General features: G+C 66.5%; 17 protein-coding genes. 4 read left to right on the plus strand and 13 right to left on the minus strand.

From position 1 onward, the window contains the following. Nucleotides 1–31 precede the first annotated feature (31 nt). A complete protein-coding gene (locus AAFF19_RS17875) occupies nt 32–2,167 on the minus strand; it encodes a SulP family inorganic anion transporter (RefSeq protein ID WP_182118663.1) in 2,136 nt (711 codons plus the stop codon). Nucleotides 2,168–2,359: 192 nt separating this feature from the next. Beyond that, a complete protein-coding gene (locus AAFF19_RS17880; protein ID WP_008907302.1) occupies nt 2,360–3,235 on the minus strand; it encodes a neutral zinc metallopeptidase in 876 nt (291 codons plus the stop codon). Nucleotides 3,236–3,346: 111 nt separating this feature from the next. Between AAFF19_RS17880 and pcp the strand changes: the two genes are divergently transcribed. From pcp to AAFF19_RS17895, 3 genes are all read left to right on the plus strand, one after another. Beyond that, nucleotides 3,347–4,033: a pyroglutamyl-peptidase I gene (pcp, locus tag AAFF19_RS17885; RefSeq protein ID WP_182118664.1), complete on the plus strand. Its 687-nt coding sequence runs from the start codon at nt 3,347–3,349 to the stop codon at nt 4,031–4,033. Between the two features lie 109 nt (nt 4,034–4,142). Continuing rightward, the gene (locus tag AAFF19_RS17890; RefSeq protein WP_182118665.1) at nt 4,143–5,114 is read left to right on the plus strand and encodes a delta(1)-pyrroline-2-carboxylate reductase family protein; all 972 of its coding nucleotides are present in this window, start codon (nt 4,143–4,145) and stop codon (nt 5,112–5,114) included. A 48-nt stretch (nt 5,115–5,162) separates the two neighbouring features. Further along, nucleotides 5,163–6,809 carry a diguanylate cyclase gene (locus tag AAFF19_RS17895; protein WP_246330749.1) on the plus strand — a complete coding sequence of 549 codons (1,647 nt, stop codon included), beginning with the start codon at nt 5,163–5,165 and terminating at the stop codon, nt 6,807–6,809. Between the two features lie 63 nt (nt 6,810–6,872). Here the strand turns inward: AAFF19_RS17895 and AAFF19_RS17900 are convergent, their stop codons facing one another. From AAFF19_RS17900 to AAFF19_RS17915, 4 genes are all read right to left on the minus strand, one after another. Next, complete coding sequence (locus AAFF19_RS17900) at nt 6,873–7,256, minus strand: hypothetical protein (protein WP_008907298.1); 384 nt, start codon at nt 7,254–7,256, stop codon at nt 6,873–6,875. Between the two features lie 150 nt (nt 7,257–7,406). Next, a complete protein-coding gene (gene dcd / locus AAFF19_RS17905) occupies nt 7,407–7,979 on the minus strand; it encodes a dCTP deaminase (RefSeq protein ID WP_008907297.1) in 573 nt (190 codons plus the stop codon). Between the two features lie 79 nt (nt 7,980–8,058). Further along, nucleotides 8,059–9,369 carry a guanine deaminase gene (guaD, locus tag AAFF19_RS17910; protein ID WP_342720697.1) on the minus strand — a complete coding sequence of 437 codons (1,311 nt, stop codon included), beginning with the start codon at nt 9,367–9,369 and terminating at the stop codon, nt 8,059–8,061. Nucleotides 9,370–9,480: 111 nt separating this feature from the next. Then, the gene (locus AAFF19_RS17915; protein ID WP_342720698.1) at nt 9,481–10,611 is read right to left on the minus strand and encodes a BMP family ABC transporter substrate-binding protein; all 1,131 of its coding nucleotides are present in this window, start codon (nt 10,609–10,611) and stop codon (nt 9,481–9,483) included. Nucleotides 10,612–10,758: 147 nt separating this feature from the next. Between AAFF19_RS17915 and AAFF19_RS17920 the strand changes: the two genes are divergently transcribed. Next, nucleotides 10,759–11,229 (plus strand): HIT family protein, encoded by a 471-nt coding sequence (locus AAFF19_RS17920; RefSeq protein ID WP_342720699.1) that lies wholly within the window; start codon nt 10,759–10,761, stop codon nt 11,227–11,229. Here the strand turns inward: AAFF19_RS17920 and AAFF19_RS17925 are convergent. From AAFF19_RS17925 to AAFF19_RS17955, 7 genes are all read right to left on the minus strand, one after another. Continuing rightward, nucleotides 11,223–12,275 (minus strand): adenosine deaminase, encoded by a 1,053-nt coding sequence (locus AAFF19_RS17925; protein ID WP_342720700.1) that lies wholly within the window; start codon nt 12,273–12,275, stop codon nt 11,223–11,225. The genes AAFF19_RS17920 and AAFF19_RS17925 overlap by 7 nt on opposite strands. Next, nucleotides 12,275–13,255 carry an aromatic ring-hydroxylating dioxygenase subunit alpha gene (locus tag AAFF19_RS17930; protein WP_342720701.1) on the minus strand — a complete coding sequence of 327 codons (981 nt, stop codon included), beginning with the start codon at nt 13,253–13,255 and terminating at the stop codon, nt 12,275–12,277. Before AAFF19_RS17930 ends, AAFF19_RS17925 begins: the two co-directional genes overlap by 1 nt. 103 nt (nt 13,256–13,358) lie before the next feature. After that, on the minus strand, nt 13,359–14,525 hold the full coding sequence (locus AAFF19_RS17935) for a BMP family ABC transporter substrate-binding protein (RefSeq protein ID WP_342720702.1): 1,167 nt from the start codon (nt 14,523–14,525) through the stop codon (nt 13,359–13,361). A 50-nt stretch (nt 14,526–14,575) separates the two neighbouring features. Further along, the gene (locus AAFF19_RS17940; RefSeq protein ID WP_342720703.1) at nt 14,576–15,496 is read right to left on the minus strand and encodes an ABC transporter permease; all 921 of its coding nucleotides are present in this window, start codon (nt 15,494–15,496) and stop codon (nt 14,576–14,578) included. Next, nucleotides 15,496–16,569, minus strand: a complete 1,074-nt coding sequence (locus AAFF19_RS17945) for an ABC transporter permease (RefSeq protein WP_008907289.1) — start codon at nt 16,567–16,569, stop codon at nt 15,496–15,498. Before AAFF19_RS17945 ends, AAFF19_RS17940 begins: the two co-directional genes overlap by 1 nt. Further along, entirely contained in the window at nt 16,562–18,148 is a 1,587-nt protein-coding gene (locus AAFF19_RS17950; RefSeq protein WP_034695947.1) for an ABC transporter ATP-binding protein, read from the minus strand. The genes AAFF19_RS17945 and AAFF19_RS17950 overlap by 8 nt, the downstream gene beginning before the upstream one ends. A gap of 80 nt (nt 18,149–18,228) precedes the next feature. After that, the gene (locus tag AAFF19_RS17955; RefSeq protein WP_342720705.1) at nt 18,229–19,161 is read right to left on the minus strand and encodes a LysR family transcriptional regulator; all 933 of its coding nucleotides are present in this window, start codon (nt 19,159–19,161) and stop codon (nt 18,229–18,231) included. Nucleotides 19,162–19,220 lie beyond the last annotated feature (59 nt).

Consider the following 19,220-nt stretch of genomic DNA (forward strand, 5'->3'; position numbering starts at 1 on the left):
TAAAGCGCTGCAGCCGTTTTTCTTACAAAAATTATTCCAGTACGGCCCGCAATTGCCGTGTGGTCACCGCCAGCCGCCTCGCCCCGATCTGGGCGAGGTTATTCATCACCGTGAGCGCTGCCTCGGGGTATTGCCGGGCCCAGGCGTCAAAGTGCGCCCGAGACAGGCGCACCAGGTGCGCGGGCCCCCGCTCGGAGCCCGCGCAGGCGCTGCGGGCCGCACCATTGAGAAACGCCATCTCGCCAAACGCCATGCCCGGCCCCACCGTGGCCAGGCGCAGCCCCTTGTCCGGCGGCCACTGGGTCACCAGCGTGATGTGGCCCGACTTCACCACCAGCAGGTCGTGGTCGGTATCACCCGCGCGGAACACCACCCCATGGGGCGGCACGGCCAGTGGCTCCAGCACCGCCATCAGGGCCTCGGCTGCTGCCCGGGGCACGCCCTCGCCCATCTCGCCCAGCAGGTCCCGCTCCGGGCGGGCCGGGCGCTGCTCGATGGGGCGCTGCGCGAGGATGCCGGCCTCGGCCCATTCCAGGGCGCGGTCGAGGTCGGCAAAGGCGCGCACCGGCTCGCCCGCATGCTCGGCCGCCACCGGGTCCAGCGAGGCCACGGCAGCGGCAATGCCCTGCTGGTCCAGATCACGCACCAGCGCACGCAGCTGCGCCAAGGCCGTGCTGTCCCAGGCGGGCACGCGGCCTGCATCCAGAATCACCCAGCGGTGGCGCGGCTGCAGCAGCAGGCGCACCTGCTCGGCCAGGTGGGCCGCCACGCCGAACGACATGACGCCCTGCAGTTCAAACACGGCCACCTGGTTCATGCGCGGCGAGAGCCAGGTGTCCGAGCCCGCGCGCCGCAGCCGGCGCGAGCGCAGCTCGCCATCGAGCCGCACATGGCGCAGCACCTTGGCGGCTGAGTCGTGCAGCAGCACGAAGGTGGCCACCACCAGCCCCGCCACCAGCGCGCCCACGCCGCCCATCACCGCAAACACCAGCGCCACCAGCCAGCTTTGCGCCCAGGTCACCCGCGAGCGTTGTGCATAGCGCAGCGACCACATGAGCCCCGGAACCTGCATGAGCCCCGCCAGCACCAGCCCACCCGCCAGACAGGCCATGGGCACCCAGTGCAGCCACCAGGCGCCTGTCAGGGCCACGCCCAGCATGATGCCGGCATGCCAGCGCGGTGCGTCGCGGGACGCACCCGCCTGTGCCAGCACGATGCGCGAACGCGATGCGCTGGTGGATGCGGGAATCATCCCGGCCAGCCCGCACAACACGCCCAGCAGGCTCTCGCGGCGCAGGGTCAGGTTGGCGTTACCACGCAGGCCGTGGTCCAGCTCCAGCTCCTGGTTGAACACCAGGATCTCCAGGCTGTTGACCAACGCCATCAACAGCGCCAGCACCACCAGCTCCGACCCATACCGCTGCGCCAGCGCCACCCAGGGAACGCCCGTCCAGTCCGGCCACATCGGGCCGGCAAACACGCTGGGCTGCACGGCAGGAGCAAACACATCCCCCAGCCCGCGGCCCCAGAGCCCCGCCGCTGCCACGGCCAGCGCCACCATGGCCACAGCGGTCAGCAGCCCCGGCATGCGGGGCCAGCGCCGGCGCAGACCCCACGCCAGCCCCACTACCGCGACTGCCGCCAACAGGTGCCAACCGGTGCGGGCGTCCCACGAGGCATCTGCGCCCGCGCCAAAGCCGTTGCGCACCTGCCCCACCACCATCGACAGCCCCACCCCGGCCGCAAAGCCATGCGTGACCGAGACGGGCAGGAAACGCGCCACCGAGGCCAGGCGCAGCACCCCCAGCAGCCACTGAAACACAAACGCCAGTGCCACCGTAGCCCCGCTCACCGCCAGTACCTGGCGCGCACTCAGGCCCAGCGCAGGCGCCGCGCCATGGGCGGTGGCCAGCACCGCCGCAAACAGCAGCGCCACCACGGTGGTGGGCGCATAGACCACCCCCGCGCGCGGCAACGCCAGCGTGAGCAGCAGCCCCGGCAGGGCCGCCGACCACAACGCCAGTGCTGCCAGGGAATGGTCTGCCGCCAGGGGCGCAAAAGCCAGCAGGCCCAGGCCGACGGCATGCGGGACCGTGACCGCCGCCGCCGACCACGCGGCGGCGATGCCCGGCGACCGGAGAGGCTGCAGGGACTCAGCAGGGGACATCTCAGTTCTCCATGGCGCCGTATGTCACCCACACCCCACAAAACCGGCGCGGCCCATGCCCGGGCAGCTGCGCAAGGGCCGCCAAGCTGCGTAGCCAGCGCTTCGCTTGCGTGCGCTGGCTGCGTCCCCCTGCCCGCAACGCGCAGCGTTGCGAGAGCGGGGGGAAGCCGCGAAGCGGCTCAGGGGGGTGTTTCAAAGACTCCGGGCGGCGAAGGTGTCGCAGGCTTTCACGCTGCCATTTTGCAAACCGGTGTGGAACCACCGCTGGCGCTGCGCACTGGTGCCGTGGGTGAAGCTTTCGGGCACGATCGCCCCACCGCTCGAGCGCTGCAGTGCATCGTCGCCGATCCTGGCGGCCGCGTTCATGGCTTCCTCGACGTCGCCCTGCTCCAGAACCTGCCGCGCGTTCTGCGCATGGTGTGCCCACACGCCAGCGAAGCAGTCGGCCTGCAGCTCCAGCCGCACCGACAGCGCGTTGTATTCCGCCTTGCTCACGCGGCCGCGCATCTGGTCGACCTTGCCACTGATGCCCAGCTGGTTCTGCACATGGTGGCCCACCTCATGGGCAATCACATAGGCCTGGGCAAAGTCGCCCGGCGCTCCCAGGCGGTTCTTGAGGGTTTCGTAAAACCCGAGGTCGATGTACACCTTCTGGTCTGCCGGGCAGTAAAACGGGCCCATCGCCGCCTGCCCGGTGCCACAGGCCGTGGGTGTGGCACCCCGAAACAGCACAAGGCGCGGCTCCTGGTAGGTGCCGCCGCCCTGGCGGAACACGCCCTGCCACACGTCTTCGGTGTCGGCCAGCACGGTCGACACAAAACGGGCCATGGTGTCGTCGGCCGGGGGGCGTTGTGCAGGCCCCTGCGATTGCACCTGTGCCGGCGGCCCGCCGCCACTGAGCAGTCCCAGAATGGTCAGCGGGTTGATACCCAGCACCCAGCCACCCACCAGTGCAATCACAATGGTTCCGATGCCGATGCTGCGCCCACCGAAGATCGGCGAACCACCGCCGCCGCCCTGGCGCCGGTCTTCCACGTTGTCCGACTCGCGATTGCCTTCCCACTTCATACGGTGCCTCCGGTGCCATCCCGAAAGAACGGCCATGCCGCCATATTACGCGCCGTGCACGTACCCGGCGCAGCCACTACCATGGCTCGGGAAGAAACCCTACAGTCCCTCATGGCGCACCCATCAAATCCACAGTCCACACGCACCGCTGACAGCACCGGCGTGATCCTGCTCACGGGCTTCGACCCTTTTGGCACAGACACCCTGAACCCCAGCTGGCTGGTGGCCCAAGCGCTGGACGGACAGCGCATTGCCGGGCACCGCGTAGTGGCTGCGCAACTGTCCACGGTGTTTGGCAAGTCGCTGCAGCAACTGGAAACGCTGGTGGCCACACACCGGCCAGCGCTGGTCGTCTGCCTGGGCCAGGCCGGGGGGCGCAATGCCCTGTCACTGGAGCGGGTGGGGATCAACATCAACGACGCCCGCATCCCCGACAACGCAGGCCACCAGCCGATCGACACGCCGGTGGTGCCCGGCGGGCCTGCTGCATATTTCTCCAGTCTGCCCGTCAAGGCCATGCTGCAGGGCGTGCTGCGCGCCGGGGTGCCCTGCGAGGTTTCACAGACCGCCGGGACCTTTGTCTGCAACCATGTGCTGTATGGCCTGCTGCACCTGCTGCAAACGCAGGGTGCGGGCGCGGCGGGCGCCCGGGGCGGATTTATCCATGTCCCCTGGCTGCCGGGCCAGGGCGTGCCCCACCTGGCGCTGCGAGACATGGTGCGCGGCACCCACGCCGCTTTATGGGCCGCCGTCTTGACGCCAGAAGACATCGCCCTCGGCGCGGGCGCAACCCACTGACCCCCAACACCGGCAGCCGCTTGCAGCCACAAGTTACCCGGGCAACATCCCGCGCGCGACTGGGGCTTGTCCGCTCCCACCGCGTAGCCAGCCTGTGTACAGTTCCGCCATGCCTGTGCAACCATCCTCCCTGACAGCCGGCGCGCTCGACGCCACCGCCACCCGGGCCTGCCTTCCCTGGAACGCGCTGGCCGACGAAATCGGGGCCCTGCTGCGGGACGATACGGTGTCAGTGCCCGCCCGCACGGTACTGCCTCTGCCCGGCGGCGGCAGCCTGTTCGTGATGCCCGCCACCGACAGCCAGGTGGCGATGACCAAGCTGATCACACTCACGCCCGCCAACGCCGGTACCCACCGGCCCGCGATCCAGGGCGATGTCGTGGTGTTTGATGTTCTGACGGGCGAACGCCGCCTTGTACTGGACGGCCCCACGATCACGGCACGCCGGACGGCCGCTGTCTCGCTGCTGGCTGCCCGGCATCTTGCGCAAAAGCCTGCGGGTCCGCTGCTCATCGTGGGTGCGGGTGTCCAGGGCCTGGCGCACCTGGAGGCGTTCGTGGAAGGCCTGGGGGTGACAGAAGTCTGGATCGCATCGCGCAGCGCGGCCAGCGCCCAAAAGCTCGCCCGGCATGCCGCGACGCTCGGTGCCCAGGCCCACACCGTGACCGATGCGGATGCCGCCCTGCCCCATTGCCCCCTGGTGGCGGTGTGCACGCCCGCGCACGCGGTGGTGCTGAGTGCGCCGCCACGGGCCGACGCATTCGTGGCGGCAGTGGGCGCGTTCACCGAGAACATGGCCGAGCTTTCTCCATCGTTCTGCCACCATGTGGCAGCGCACGGGCGCATCGTGCTGGACAGCGACGATGCGCGGCACGAAGCCGGTGATTTGCTCCAGGCGGGGCTGGATGCAAATCCATTGCCAACGCTGGGCCAACTTGTGCGCAACGGCTTCGCCCCTGCCACCGGCCCGGTGCTGTTCAAAAGCTGCGGCTGGGCGGGCTGGGACCTGGCAGCCGCCCGGCTGGCCATGCGCCCGCACCCCGCAGGCGCCACCCACCCGGCCGCACGGACGACGCCATGAACTTCAAGCGGTTTTTCCGACTACAGCCTGCGCACACAGATTGCGCTGGTGTTCGGCACGCTGGTGGTCGGCCTGGCCGTGCTGCTGTCGCTGGGGTTTGGCGAACTGCTCAAGTACCGCATCGAGCGCGACGCCGGCTCGTCACTGCAAGTGATTGCCCACAACGCGGGCAGACTGCTGAGCAATGGTCTGCAAGAGCGCAGCCGCGAGGTCGAGGTGCTGGCGGCGTCCGAGGTCATCTGGAGCAAGGGGCTGGACTCTGCCGAGGCGCACCACATGCTGGCACGCAGCCAGGCCACCCAACCCCACAGCGTGTGGATCGGTGTGGCCGACGCGCAGGGCGTGGTGCGCGCCGCCACCGGCAGCCTCCTGGTGGGCCAGAACGTGGCCGAGCGCCCCTGGTTCCAGGAAGGTCTGAAGCATCTGTATGTGGGCGACGTGCACCCTGCCAAATTGCTCGAGAAGTTGCTGCCCCCCACGGCGTCGGGCGAGCCCCACCGCTTTGTCGATTTTTCAGCACCCATCCGGCTGGGACCCACCACGGTGGGCGTGCTGGGCATTCATGGCAGCTGGGAGTGGACGCGGGAGGTGATCGAAAGCCTGACCCCTGAGCGCACCAATGAGACTGCGGCGGAGCTGTTCGTGTTTGACCAGCAGGAGGCGCTGATCTATGCCCCCAATGGCAAGACCCGTGCCCTGCAGGGCGCCGGGCAGCGCCTGCCGGTCGGTTCCGACCGGCGACAAGGCCTGCGGCGTGAAAAAAACCCCGCAGCGGTGACTCGGTGGGCCGATGGACGCCTGTACCTCACCGCCATCACACCGCTGCCGGCGCGCAACCCCGAGAGCGATCTGGGCTGGTATGTAGTTGCGCGCGAGCCGGTGGAACTGGCCTTTGCCGAAGCCAACAAAGCGGTGCGCATGGCGCTGATGATCGGGCTGGCCGCCGCACTCTTCGCGTCGGTCCTGGCGTGGCTGGCCGCACGCCGCCTCAGCGAAGATCTGTATGCCCTGGCGCACGCCGCCAGCGCCGTGGAGGCAGATCGGCACGATACGCACATTCCCCAGGCGCACAGCAGCCGCGAGGTGCGGCAGCTATCGCGGGCGCTCGGCCGCATGACCCACCGGCTCATTGCCGCGCGCGGCGCCATGGAAGAGAAAGTGCGCCTGCGCACGCTGGAGCTCGAGGCGGCCAACCGCGCGCTGGATCTGCAGGCACGTACCGACGCGCTCACGGGCCTGCTCAACCGCCGGGGCTTTGAAACCCAGATGGCCTTTGCCATGGCGCTGGCACGGCGCAGCCAACGCCCGTTGAGCCTGATTGCCGTCGATGTGGACCACTTCAAGCGGGTCAACGACACCTACGGCCACGAGGCCGGCGACGAAGTGCTGCGCCGGCTTGGGCAAACGCTGGAGACGCGTCTGCGCAGCTCGGACGTGGTGGCGCGCCTGGGAGGCGAGGAATTTGTGGCGCTGCTGCCGGATACAGACCTGGCAGGCGCCCAGGCCATCGCTCAGACTCTGATCGACTCCATGGCGGAACAGCACGATCCCGTGGTCGGGCACATCACCGTGAGTGCCGGGGTGGGCACCCTGCGGGACCTGCAGGACACCGGCGCCGACATGCTGCGGCGGGCGGATGCCGCGCTGTACGACGCAAAGCGCCAGGGGCGCAACAGGGTCTGCGTGGAAGAGTGATCGCCAGGCGCCTGGGCAACTCGCCGATGAATAGAGGCCCGCTCCCCACGGGCCGCCTTGGCACTAGTCGATCGCCGCCACCACTTCGCACCCCCGTGGCGCTGCTACCTCGAAGTACGCCTGCAGGCGGTTTGCAGCAGCGTGCAGGCCTTCATCCGGCACGGCACGCGCAGCGGCCAGCTGCTCCAAGGCATACGGCTTGTGGCCCAGCATCATCGCGGTGTTCACGCAGCGGCCCGCTGCTGCCATCCGGAGGATGAAGGCGTTGAGCAGATCACAGGGCCAATAGTGCGAGTGCGAGTGTGAGTGCGACTGAACGTGCGCCGGGTGCTCCATGAGCGCCGTTCCGCACAGTGCACGACTTTCGCGCGCATCGCGCACTGGCAAATGAGAAAGCACATCATCCCGGGCCTTGGCGGGTGCAGATGTTGCAGCAAAGGTCAGCATGGTGGACTCCTTCTGGCCACCGGACCATCCGATGGCATGACCAGATGCTACGGATGTGTCCTCTCGCAACACTTCAGCCAAAGGAACGAGGCCTTGTAGGACACCGGCTTTGCGCAGGCGCCGCCAAACCTGCCCCGGGCGTGCGAGCAGTCAGGCCTTGGGCAATGTCACGCCCACCTGTCCCTGGTACTTGCCGCCGCGGTCGCGGTAGCTCACCTCGCACACATCATCCTTGTCGCTTTCGAAGAACAACACCTGGGCACAGCCCTCACCCGCGTAGATGCGCGCAGGCAGCGGGGTGGTATTGGAAAACTCCAGCGTCACATAGCCCTCCCATTCGGGCTCGAAGGGCGTCACGTTGACGATGATGCCGCAGCGGGCGTAGGTGCTTTTGCCCAGGCAGATGGTGAGCACGTTGCGCGGGATGCGAAAGTACTCCACGGTGCGCGCCAGCGCAAAGCTGTTGGGCGGGATGATGCAGCTGTCGCCCTCAAAATCGACAAAGCTCTTTTCGTCGAAGTTCTTGGGGTCCACCACCGTGCTGTGGATGTTGGTGAACACCTTGAATTCTGGCGCGCAGCGGATGTCGTAGCCATAGCTGCTGGTACCGTAGCTGATGATCTTCTTGCCCTCGGCCTCACGCACCTGGCCGGGTTCGAACGGTTCGATCATGCCGTGCTCGGCCGCCATACGGCGGATCCATTTGTCGCTCTTGATGCTCATGGCTGAAGTCCCTGCGCTGTGGCCCCAGGGCTGAAAAACCCGGGGCGCTATTAACTTTGTAGCTATTGGCGCTTGATGATCATGCGCTGGAGCCGTATTTTGCTTGAGAAATCACGGTTTTTTCCACAACGCGGTCGTCGCCGAGCACGATCAGCGCAAACAACAGCTCATCGAGGTTGCGGGCCTGGCGGGTCTTGCGCGCCAGCAGCGGCGTGGCTGCGGGGTTGAGCACCAGAAAGTCGGCCTCGCACCCGGGCTGCAGGTTGCCCACCACGCCCGCAAGGCCCAGCGCCCGGGCCGCACCCGCGGTGTGTTGCCACCACAGCTGCTGGGGCGAGAGGCTCAGGCCCTGCTTGGTCTGCACACCTTCGACAGTGGTGCGCCCCACGTAATAGGCCGCCAGCATCGTATGGAAGGGGCTGAAGCTCGTGCCGCCGCCCACATCGCTGGCCAGGCCGTAGCCAAACCCCACCCGGTCGGCACTGGCGTAATCGAAAAACCCGCTGCCCAGAAAGAGGTTGCTGGTGGGGCTGATGGCTGCCACCGCGCCCGTGTCGCGCATCAGGGCGCGGTCGTCGTCGTCAAAGTGGATGCAATGGGCATACACGGCTCGCTCGCGCATCAGGCCGAAATCGTCGTACACGCCCAGGTAGCTGCGCGAGCGCGGGAAGAGCTCGCGCGCCCAGCGGATTTCATCCAGGTTCTCCGCCACATGCGACTGGATCCACACATCGGGGTATCGCGCCGCCAGCTCGCCAGCGCCGCGCAGCTGCGCGGGGGTGCTGGTGGGCGCAAACCGCGGCGTGATGGCATAGCCCAGGCGGTTCACACCGTGCCAGCGCTGGATCAGCGCTTCGGTATCGATGAGGCTTTGCTCGGTGTCGTCGCGCACGCCGTCGGGCGAGTGGCGGTCCTGCAGCACCTTGCCGGTGATCAGGCGCATCTGGTGCCGCTGGGCCTCTGCGAACAGCGCCTCAGCCGACGCGGGGTGCGAGGTGGAAAAAGCCAGCGCCGTGGTCACGCCGTTGCGCAACAGTTCTGCTATGAAAAACTGAGCTATCTGCGCACTGTAGTCGGGCGCTGCAAAGCGTTTTTCATGCGGAAAAGTGTAGTTCTCCAGCCAGGGCAGCAACCCGTCGGCGGGCGAGCCGATCACGTCCGTCTGCGGGAAGTGGATGTGCATGTCCACAAACCCGGGCGCAAGGATGCGCCCCGGAAGGTGGGTCACGGGCTGGTCTGCGTATTGCGCGCCCAGTGCCTGCCACGAACCTGCGGCCAGCACCCGCTGGCGGCCCTGCGCATCCGGGCCGATCGCCAGCAGGCCATCTTCGTCATACAGGGCGCGGCCATCATCGGCAAAGCGCAAAAGGGCAGAACGGTATACGGACATGGGCACTAGCTTACCGGCACCCTCCCATGTCCGCATACGGCGCACCCCATAGTGGCTATGGATGCAGCTTGCGGGGCATGGGCCCGGGCCGTACGTGACAGCAAGGGGCGCTCAACGCGCCAGCTTGCCCACCACGCCTTCCACCAGCCAGTTCATCTGCAGGATCTGAGCATCACCCAGCGCCTGGCCTGCGGCGATGCGCTCTTGCCCGTCGTTGTCACGCACAGGGGTCTTGCCCGCACGGAAAGGCTGGAGCGTGCCCGCTCCAATGGCCTTTTGCGCGTTCAGCACCTCCTGCTGCACCGCCGCCGGCACACGGGTGCCAAAGTCGCCGACGCGGATCATGCCCTCGCGCACACCGCCCCACAGGTCGCCGCTTTTCCAGGTGCCATTGGCCGCAGCACGAACGCGCTCGGTGTAATAGCGGCCCCACTGGTGCGTGACGGCCACGATCTGCGCGTCCGGCCCGGTACGCCGCATGTCGGAGTGGTAGGCCACTGCCATCTTTCCGCGCTCCTGTGCGGCCGCCATCACGGCCGTAGAGCCGGTGTGAAAGGCAATCACGTCCACATCCTGGTTGAACAATGCCATCGCGGCATCACGCTCCCTGGGCGGGTCAAACCAGACGTTGAGCCACACCACCTTGACGGTGGCCTGCGGGTTGACCGATCGCATACCGAGCGTGAACGCGTTGATACCCTGCAGCACTTCGGGGATGGGAAACCCGGCCACGAACCCGGCCACACCGGTCTTGCTCATGCGCCCTGCCGCCATGCCGGCCAGGTAACGGCCTTCGTAGTACCGCGCGTTGGCGGTGGCCACATTGGCGGACTGCTTGTAGCCGGTGATGGATTCAAACTTGACGTTGGGGTAGTCCTGCGCCACCTTGAGCGTGGGCTCCATGTAGCCAAAGCTGGGGGTGAAGATGATCTGGTGGCCCGTGGCCGCCAGATCGCGGATCACGCGCTCGGCATCGGCGCCTTCGGCCACGTTCTCTACAAAGGTGGTTGTGACCTGACCGCCCAGTGCGGCTTGCACCGCCTTGCGTCCCTCTTCGTGCTGGCGCGTCCAGCCCGCTTCGGTGACCGGCGTGACATAGACAAACCCTGCCTTGATCGGCGGGGCTGGCTGCACCCTGGCGCTGGGGGCACCCGACTGGGCAAAAACGGGGGAGATGAATACGGCGCCCGCAAGCGCACTCACACAAGCCGCACGCAGTGCGGTGGCGAGGTTTTTGTACATGGTGTTCCTCTACATGGTCCCGGAAGGCAAAAACAAAAAGACCGCCGGGACAGCGGTCTTTGCGGCGCATTTTACCGCAGCAGCCGTGGCCGACACGCAGCCCCGGATACGATGCCGGCTGATTTGCCATTGCCAAGGAGCCACTGCATGCCCATGTTTGTAGACACCTCGCCCCCGGGACAGTGCATTTTCTGCCGCCTGGTGGCTGGCGAGATCCCGTATGCCGATGTCTATGAGGATGCCCTGACCATCGCCTTCATGGACATCGGCCAGGTGAACCCCGGCCATGTGCTGGTGGCCACCAAGCGCCACGCCGCCACCTTGCTGGATATCACCGCCGAAGAGGCCGCCGCCGTCATGCAGACGGCCCAGCGCGTGGCCCATGCGGTGCAGACCATCTTCAACCCTCCGGGGCTCACGCTGCTGCAGGCCAATGGCCGCGAAGGCGACCAGACCGTGTTCCATTTCCACATGCACGTGGTGCCCCGCCATGCGCAAGACGGAATCGCACTGAGCTGGCCCCGCAAGGAACCCGGTGCACAGGTGCTGCAGGGTTACGCGCAGCAGCTGCGCGGCGCTCTGGCGTCCACGCCGGTGCCGGGCGCCGCCAGTCAGTAGTCGTGCTCGACGTAGCGCTCGAAGGTCTCCTTGAGCTTGTGCTCCCACACGCGTTTGTCCGCGTTGCTGGCAAAACTGGCCTCAAAGCTGTTGAAGGCCAGCTGGTAGGCATTGCGCACCGTGAGCCCGGTTGCGGCAAACACCTGCGTGAAGTTGTCGTTGATGTAGCCGCCAAAGTACGCCGGGTCGTCTGAATTGACGGTGGCCGCCAGGCCTGCATCCAGCAGCTTTCCCAGATTGTGGTCTGCGAGGTTAGGGAACACGCACAGCTTCTGGTTCGACAGCGGGCACACCGTCAGTGCAATGCGGTCCTGCGCCAGGCGCTGCATCAGCGCCGCGTCGTGCACCGCCTGCACGCCGTGGTCGATGCGCTCGACCTTCAGCACATCGAGCGCGCTCCAGATGTAGGCCGGCGGGCCCTCCTCGCCCGCGTGGGCGACCAGGTGCAGGCCCAGCTCACGGCAGCGGGCGAACACGCGGGCAAATTTTTCCGGCGGGTGACCCAGTTCGCTGGAATCCAGGCCCACACCCACGATCTTGTCGATGAGCGGCATGGCCTGCTCCAGCGTTTCAAACGCGGATTCCTCGCTCAGGTGGCGCAGGAAACACAGGATCAGCGTGGCGCTGATGCCCAGCTCGGTGCGCGCGTCTTCGCAGGCGCGGTGCAGGCCGTTGATCACGGTTTCCATCGCCACGCCGCGCTCGGTATGGGTTTGCGGGTCAAAGAAGATTTCGGTGTGCAGCACGTTGTCGCGCGCCGCGCGCCCCAAGTAGGCGCGCGCCATGTCATAAAAATCCTGCTCGTGCAACAGCACGCTGGCCCCCGCGTAGTAGATGTCCAGAAAGCTCTGCAGGTTGGTAAACGCGTAGGCGTTGCGCAGCTCTTGCACGCTGGCATAGGGCAAGGTCAGCCCGTTGCGCTGCGCCAGCGCAAAAATCAGCTCGGGCTCCAGCGAGCCCTCGATGTGGATGTGCAGCTCGGCCTTGGGCATGGCGCGCAACAGGCCCGGCAGGCGCTCGGCGGAAATGGGGGGCACTTTAAACATCAGCAGACTCCAAAGGTGATACCGCTCTGGCGCAAAAAGCGGCGGTAGGCAGATGATGCCTTGTCGGCAGCGGTATGCAACTCTGCGCGCAGGTCCAGCGGCAGACACTGAGGCACCTGCGACTCCAGCACCGGCTGGTCCTGCGTGAAGATGGTGTGCTGAAAGGCCTGCAGCTTCTCGTCGGGCGACTCAAAATCTGCCACCGCCAGGCGAAACCACACCCGGCTGCGCACCGGGGTGACCGGGCAGATGAACAGCGCAATGGACTCGCGCCAGCCATCCACGGCCGTGGTGCCCGTCTCGGGCACCTTGGTCAGCACGGCTGCATAGGGCGACGTGACTTCGTAGGTGTACTCGACCTGCGCCGGGGCCGTGGAGTGCAGGTTGGACTGCGGCTGCCAGGCCTTGCAGCCGGTGGCAAGCAACCCGGTGGGCGTGGCCTCCACACGGTAGTCGTCGATGGCCGTGGCATCGCGGCTGCCCAGCCAGCCTTCGTGCACAAAGCCGAAGTGCGACATGTCCAGAAAATTTTCGATGATGCGCGGCGCGCTCGCCGCCACGTCGTAAGGCCCGCAGTTGAGCTTGCGCAGGCGCGCGTCATCTTCGGCCTTGAATGCGGGCAGCGCCGTGGCGCCCGGCTCCATGCGCAGCCAGACCAGGCCATGGGCTTCGCGCGCCTCAAAAGCACGCGCGCAGTGCCCGGGCGGCGGCACAAACGCGGGTAGCGCGGGCACATGGGTGCAGCGGCCGCCCGCCGCAAACTGCCAGCCGTGGTACGGGCACTCCAGTTGGCCTTGCGGTGTAACGCGGCCCAGCGACAGCCGGGCTCCACGGTGCGGACACTGGTCGGCAAACGCTTGCACCGCACCCGCTGCGTCGCGCCACACCACCACGGGTTGCTCCAGAAGCTGAACGGCAACAGGCGCCTGCGCCACATCGCCCACCAACGCCACCGGATGCCAAAAGCCTGATTCGACCATCTGCCAGCACCTATAAATCCAGAACAGAAATGGAAAAGGGCCCCCCGCAGGCGACCCTCTCCAAGCGCAGCAGGCCCATAGGCCCACTCATTTTTCGACTTGCTTACTTCTTTTCACCGCCGGGGATCTTGCCTTCCACGCCCTTGACGTAGAAGTTCACACCGCCCAGGAACTTGTCATCGGCGACCACATCCTTGGCCAGCACTTCCTTGCCGTCCTGACCGACGATAGGGCCCTTCCAGATGTTGTAGGTGCCATCGGCCAGGCCCTTCTTGATCTCTTCGACTTTGGCCTTGATGTCGGCAGGCACGTCTTCGGCGATGGAAACGATGTCGATCGCGCCTTCCTTCACGCCCCACCAGCTCTGGCTGGTGCTCCAGGTGCCTTCCAGCGCGTCCTTGGTGGCCTTCACGTAGTACGGGCCCCAGTTGATCACGGCCGATGCCAGGTGCGCCTTGGGGCCGTAGGCGGTCATGTCGCTGTCCCAGCCGAAGGCGCGCTTGCCCTTTTCCTGCGCTGTCTTCAGCACGGCGGGCGAATCGGTGTTCTGGAACAGCACGTCAGCGCCGCCGTTGATCAGGCTGGTGGCGGCTTCGGTTTCCTTCGGTGGGCTGAACCACTCGTTCACCCACACCACCTTGGTCTTGACCTTGGGGTTGACCGACTGGGCGCCCATGGTGAAGCTGTTGATGTTGCGGATCACTTCGGGGATGGGCACCGAGCCGACCACGCCCAGCGTGTTGGACTTGGTCATGGCGCCCGCGATCACACCGGCCATGTACGCGCCTTCGTAGGTGCGGCTGTCATAGGTACGCAGGTTATCGGCCGTCTTGTAGCCGGTGGCATGCTCGAACTTGATGCCAGGGTTGTCGGCTGCCACCTTGAGCATGGATTCCATGTAGCCGAAGGTGGTGCCAAAGATCAGCTTGTTGCCCTGGCCGGCCAGGTCGCGCAGCACGCGCTCGGCGTCAGCGGATTCGGGCACGCTCTCGACAAAACTGGTGACGACCTTGTCGCCGAATTCCTTTTCGATGGCCTTGCGTCCGTTGTCGTGCGCGAAGGTCCAGCCGCCGTCGCCCACCGGGCCGACATAGGCAAAGGCGATCTTCAGCGGCTCGGGCTTGGGGGCAGGGGCTTCTGCCACAGGGGCCGGCGCAGGCGCAGGGGCCGGTGCCGGTTCTTCCTTCTTGCCACAGCCCACGAGCGCGGCAGCAGCAACGGCGGAGAGCGCTGCCACCTTGAGCATGGAGCGTTTCTGCAGATCAGTCATGTCGGTTCCTTCTTGAGAACGTTGGGGGTTGAAACACGCGAAAACAATAATTATGAGCCGGGATAAAACGGCTTGCCCAGTGACGCAGGCATGTTGATGCGAATCCATGCCGGATTGCGCGAAATCAGCGCCAGCACCACGATGGTGGCCACATACGGCAGCATGGAGAGCAATTGGCTGGCTACCTGCACACCCGTGGCCTGCAAGTGGAACTGCAGCATGGTCACGCCGCCAAACAGATAAGCACCAAGCAACACCCGTGCCGGGCGCCAGGTGGCAAAAGTGGTGAGCGCCAGCGCGATCCAGCCGCGACCGGCCACCATGCCCTCCACCCACAGCGGTGTGTACACGGTGGAGATGTACGCACCTGCCAGCCCGCACAGCGCGCCCCCGGCCACCACCGCGGCCAGGCGGATGCGGCGCACCGGGTAACCCAGTGCGTGCGCCGACTCGGGCGACTCGCCCACCGAGCGCAGCACCAGCCCCGCGCGCGAGCGGTACAAAAACCAGATCAACCCCGCCACCAGCAGCATGGTGAGGTACACCAGCGGGTGCTGGCGGAACAGCGCAGGGCCCACCAGCGGAATGTCGCCGAGCACCGGAATGGCGTACTTGGGCAGCTCTGGCAACTTGGCCTGCACGTAGCTGATACCGGCAAACGCCGAGAAGCCCACACCAAACAGGCTGAGCGCGAGCCCCGTGGCGTACTGGTTGGTGTTGAGCCAGATCACCAGCACGCCAAAGATGGCGGCCAGCAGTGCCCCGGCGGCCATGCCCGCCGCAAAGCCCAGCCAGGTGTTGCCCGTGTGCACCACGGTGGCAAAGCCGGCGATGGCGGCGCAGAGCATCATGCCCTCAGCCCCCAGGTTGACGATGCCCGCCTTCTCGTTGATGAGCAGGCCCAGGGCCGCAATGGCCAGCACCGTGCCCGCGCTGAGCGTGGCGCCGATGAGCAGTGCATACGACTCCATCAGACACCTCCTTTCTTGCGGCCCACCCAGCGGATGCGGTAGGCGATCAGCGTGTCACACGCGAGCAACGTGAACAGCAGCAGGCCCTGGAACACGCCCGTGAGCGACTTGGGCAGGCCCAGGCGCGACTGCGCCAGCTCCCCACCGATGTAGAACATGCTCATCAGGATGGCCGAAAGGATCATTCCAACAGGGTGCAGGCGCCCCACAAACGCCACGATGATGGCCGCAAAGCCGTAGCCTGCGGGCACGTACGGTGTGAGCTGGCCGATGGGCCCGGCCACCTCCAGCGCGCCCGCCAGGCCCGCTGCGCCACCCGAGATGAGCAGCGCCGTCCACAGCGCCTTGCGCGACGAAAAGCCCGCATAGCGTGCCGCCGCCGGCGCCAGGCCGCCCACCTGCTGCGCAAAACCCGCACGTGTGCGAAACAGGAACACCCACAGCGCGGCCGCCCCAGCCAGCGCCAGCAAAAGGCCGATGGACACTCTCGAGCCCTGCATCAGGCGCGGGATCTGCGTCACTTTCTCGAACGTCTTGGTCTGCGGAAAGTTGTAGCCCATGGGGTCCTTCCACGGGCCATAGACCAGGTAGCCCAGCACCAGCGTGGCCACATAGACCAGCATCAGGCTCACCAGGATCTCGTTGGCGTTGAACTTGTCGCGCAGCAAGGCCGTAAGCCCCGCCCACACCATGCCGCCCAGCACACCCGCAAGCAGGATGGCGGGCACGATCCACGGGCCCGTGGTCTTGTCGGCCAGCAGCGCCATGCCCCCGGCCGTGACCGCGCCGATCACAAACTGCCCTTCGGCCCCGATGTTCCACACGTTGGAGCGAAAGCACACGGCCAACCCCAGCGCAATCAATAACAGCGGCGTGGCCTTGACCATGAGTTCACCGATGGCGTACTGCGACTTGACGGGCTCCCAGAAGAACACCTGCAGCCCGCGCACCGGGTCTTTACCCAGCGCCACAAACAGCGCGATACCGATCAACACCGTAAACGCCAGCGCCAGCAAGGGCGAGCCGTAGGTCCAGAGCCTGGACGCCTGGGGGCGCGGTTCCAGCTTAAGCATGGTGCACCTCCCCAGCCTGCGCCTTGTGCGCCAGGTGGGCCTGCACATCGGCATGCCACAGCCCGCTCATCCATTCACCAATGCGCTCCACCGTCGCGTCTGCGCGGTCCACGGAGGGCGACAGATGCCCCTTGGCCACCACATGCAGCCGGTCGCAGATTTCAAACAATTCGTCCAGCTCCTCACTCACCACCAGCACGGCGCAGCCCGCATCACGCAGCGCCAGGATGGAGCCCCGGATCTGCGCCGCAGCCCCCACATCCACGCCCCAGGTGGGCTGCGAGACGATGAGCAGCTTCGGGTTGGCATCGATCTCGCGCCCCACGATGAACTTCTGCAGGTTGCCGCCCGACAGCGACTTGGCCGCCGCGTTGGGGCCACCCGCCTTCACATTGAAGCGCCGGATGATGTCTTCGGCATGCTTTTGCAGCGCACCCACCTTGATCCAGCCACTGCCGCTGACCGCATTGGTGCGCGTGAGCAGCAGGTTGTGCGCCAGGCCCATGGTGGGCACGGCGCCGCGCCCCAGGCGCTCTTCGGGCACAAAGTGCAGGCCCAAGGCGCGGCGCTGGTTGGGCGCCATGCGGCCTGCATTCTGGCCGGAGACCTGGATGCTGGCGGGCTCCGCGCGCTGGTCTTCGCCCGACAGGGCATAGAGCAACTCTCTCTGCCCGTTGCCCGACACGCCAGCAATGCCCACCACTTCGCCTGCCTTCACCTCGAACTGCAGGTCGATCAAGTCCACCCCAAACTGGTCGGCGCGCGGCAGCGACAGGCCCTGCACGCGCAGCACGGTAGCGCCTGTCTGCACGGCACGGTGCTCCAGCGCGGGCGGCTCGGCGCCGATCATCAGCCGCGACAGGGACGCATTGGATTCCTCGGCCGGGTTGCACACGCCCGTGACCTTGCCGCCGCGCAGCACGGTGCAGGCGGTGCACAGCGCCCGAATTTCGTGCAGCTTGTGGCTGATGTAGAGGATGCTGCAGCCCTCACTGGCGAGCTTGCGCAGCACCACAAAGAGCTTTTCGACCGCCTGGGGCGTGAGCACCGAAGTGGGCTCGTCCAGGATCAGCACCTTGGGCGCGGTGAGCAGCGCGCGGATGATCTCCACGCGCTGCATCTCGCCCACGCTCAGGGTGTGCACGGGGCGCAGGGGGTCGATGTCGAGGCCGTACTCGGCGGCCTTGGCGGTGATGCGGCTGGTCACTTCGGCCAGCGTCAGGCTCTTGTCCAGCCCCAGCCACACGTTCTCGGCCACGGTGAGGGTGTCAAACAGGCTGAAATGCTGGAACACCATGGCAATGCCCAGGGCCCGCGCCTCTTGCGGGTTGCGCACCTGCACGGCCTGGCCGTTGAAGAACACGCTGCCTTCGTCGGGCTTGACCGAGCCGTAGATGATTTTCATCAGCGTGGACTTGCCCGCGCCGTTTTCGCCCAGCACGGCGTGGATTTCACCCGGCAGCACCGTGAGCGACACGCCGCTGTTGGCCACCACGGCCGGGTAGCGTTTGGTGATGCCCACCAGCTGCAGCCGTGGCGGCGCCGCACCAGGCGCTAAAGGATTGGGGGGAGAACTCATGCGGGGGATTGTCTCTCAGTTTTACAACTTGTTATAAGAATCAAAACACCTTCTTGCGCTTATTCAGCATGCGCCAACAGCTATTCTTTTCGTAGCGAAGCAGCCACGGTTTTCACACATTCGCGCAACCAGGCCGCCGCGGCCGAGTGGTGCGTGCGTGCATGCCACAGCTGGTAATACATGAGCCGGGGAAACGGCACCGGGCAGGGCAGGATGGCCAGCGGCAGTTGCTCGACATACCGTTCGCAGTACTGGCGGCCGGTGGTCAGCACAAGCAAGCTCGATGCCACGATGCTGGGGATCAGGCTGAAATGCGCACAGCGCGCCGTGATGTGACGCTGCATGGAGAGGCTGTCCAGGTGGGCGTCGATCACGCCGCGCGCGCCGGGGTGGGTGGGCGTGGGCGCAATGTGCTCGGCGGCCAGCCAGCTTTCCACGTCCCAGCCGCGCCGCACGGCGGGGTGGTCCTTGCTGACCAGGCACACCACCTCGTCGCCAAACAGGCGGCCCATGTGCAGGTCATCCGGCGGCTGGGGCCAGTTGCCGATCACCACGTCCACCTCGCCCTGGGCCAGGTGCGCGTGGTAGTGCGCGTCGGCCGACAGGGGCAAAATTTCGATCGGGCACAAAGGGGCTTCGACCTTGATGCGCGCCACGAGCTGGGGTAAAAAAAGTGGGTCGAGGTAGTCGCTGGCCGCCACACGGAAGGTGCGGGTGGCCGTGCGCGGGTCAAAGCCACGCGCATCCGAAAACAGGGCCTCCGCCGCACGCAGGATCGCGCCTGCAGGCTCCACCATGCGCAGCGCGGCGTCGGTGGGCATCATGCTGGCGCCCGAGCGCACCAAGAGCGGGTCGCCCGACAGGTCGCGCAGGCGCTTGAGCGCAGCCGAAACTGCCGGCTGGTGCATGCCCAGGCGGACGGCGGCCCTCGATACGCTGCGTTCTGTGAGCACGGTGTGCAAGACCCTTATGAGATGGAGGTCTATCTTGTCGAAAAGGGCGTGGTCTCTCATAGCGGTGGGGGCATGGGTGCCATAAGCTTGCGCATATGCCGGTAGCGGGACTGCGTTCT

The sequence above is a fragment of the Acidovorax sp. FHTAMBA genome, assembly GCF_038958875.1.
GTDB lineage: Bacteria > Pseudomonadota > Gammaproteobacteria > Burkholderiales > Burkholderiaceae_C > Acidovorax.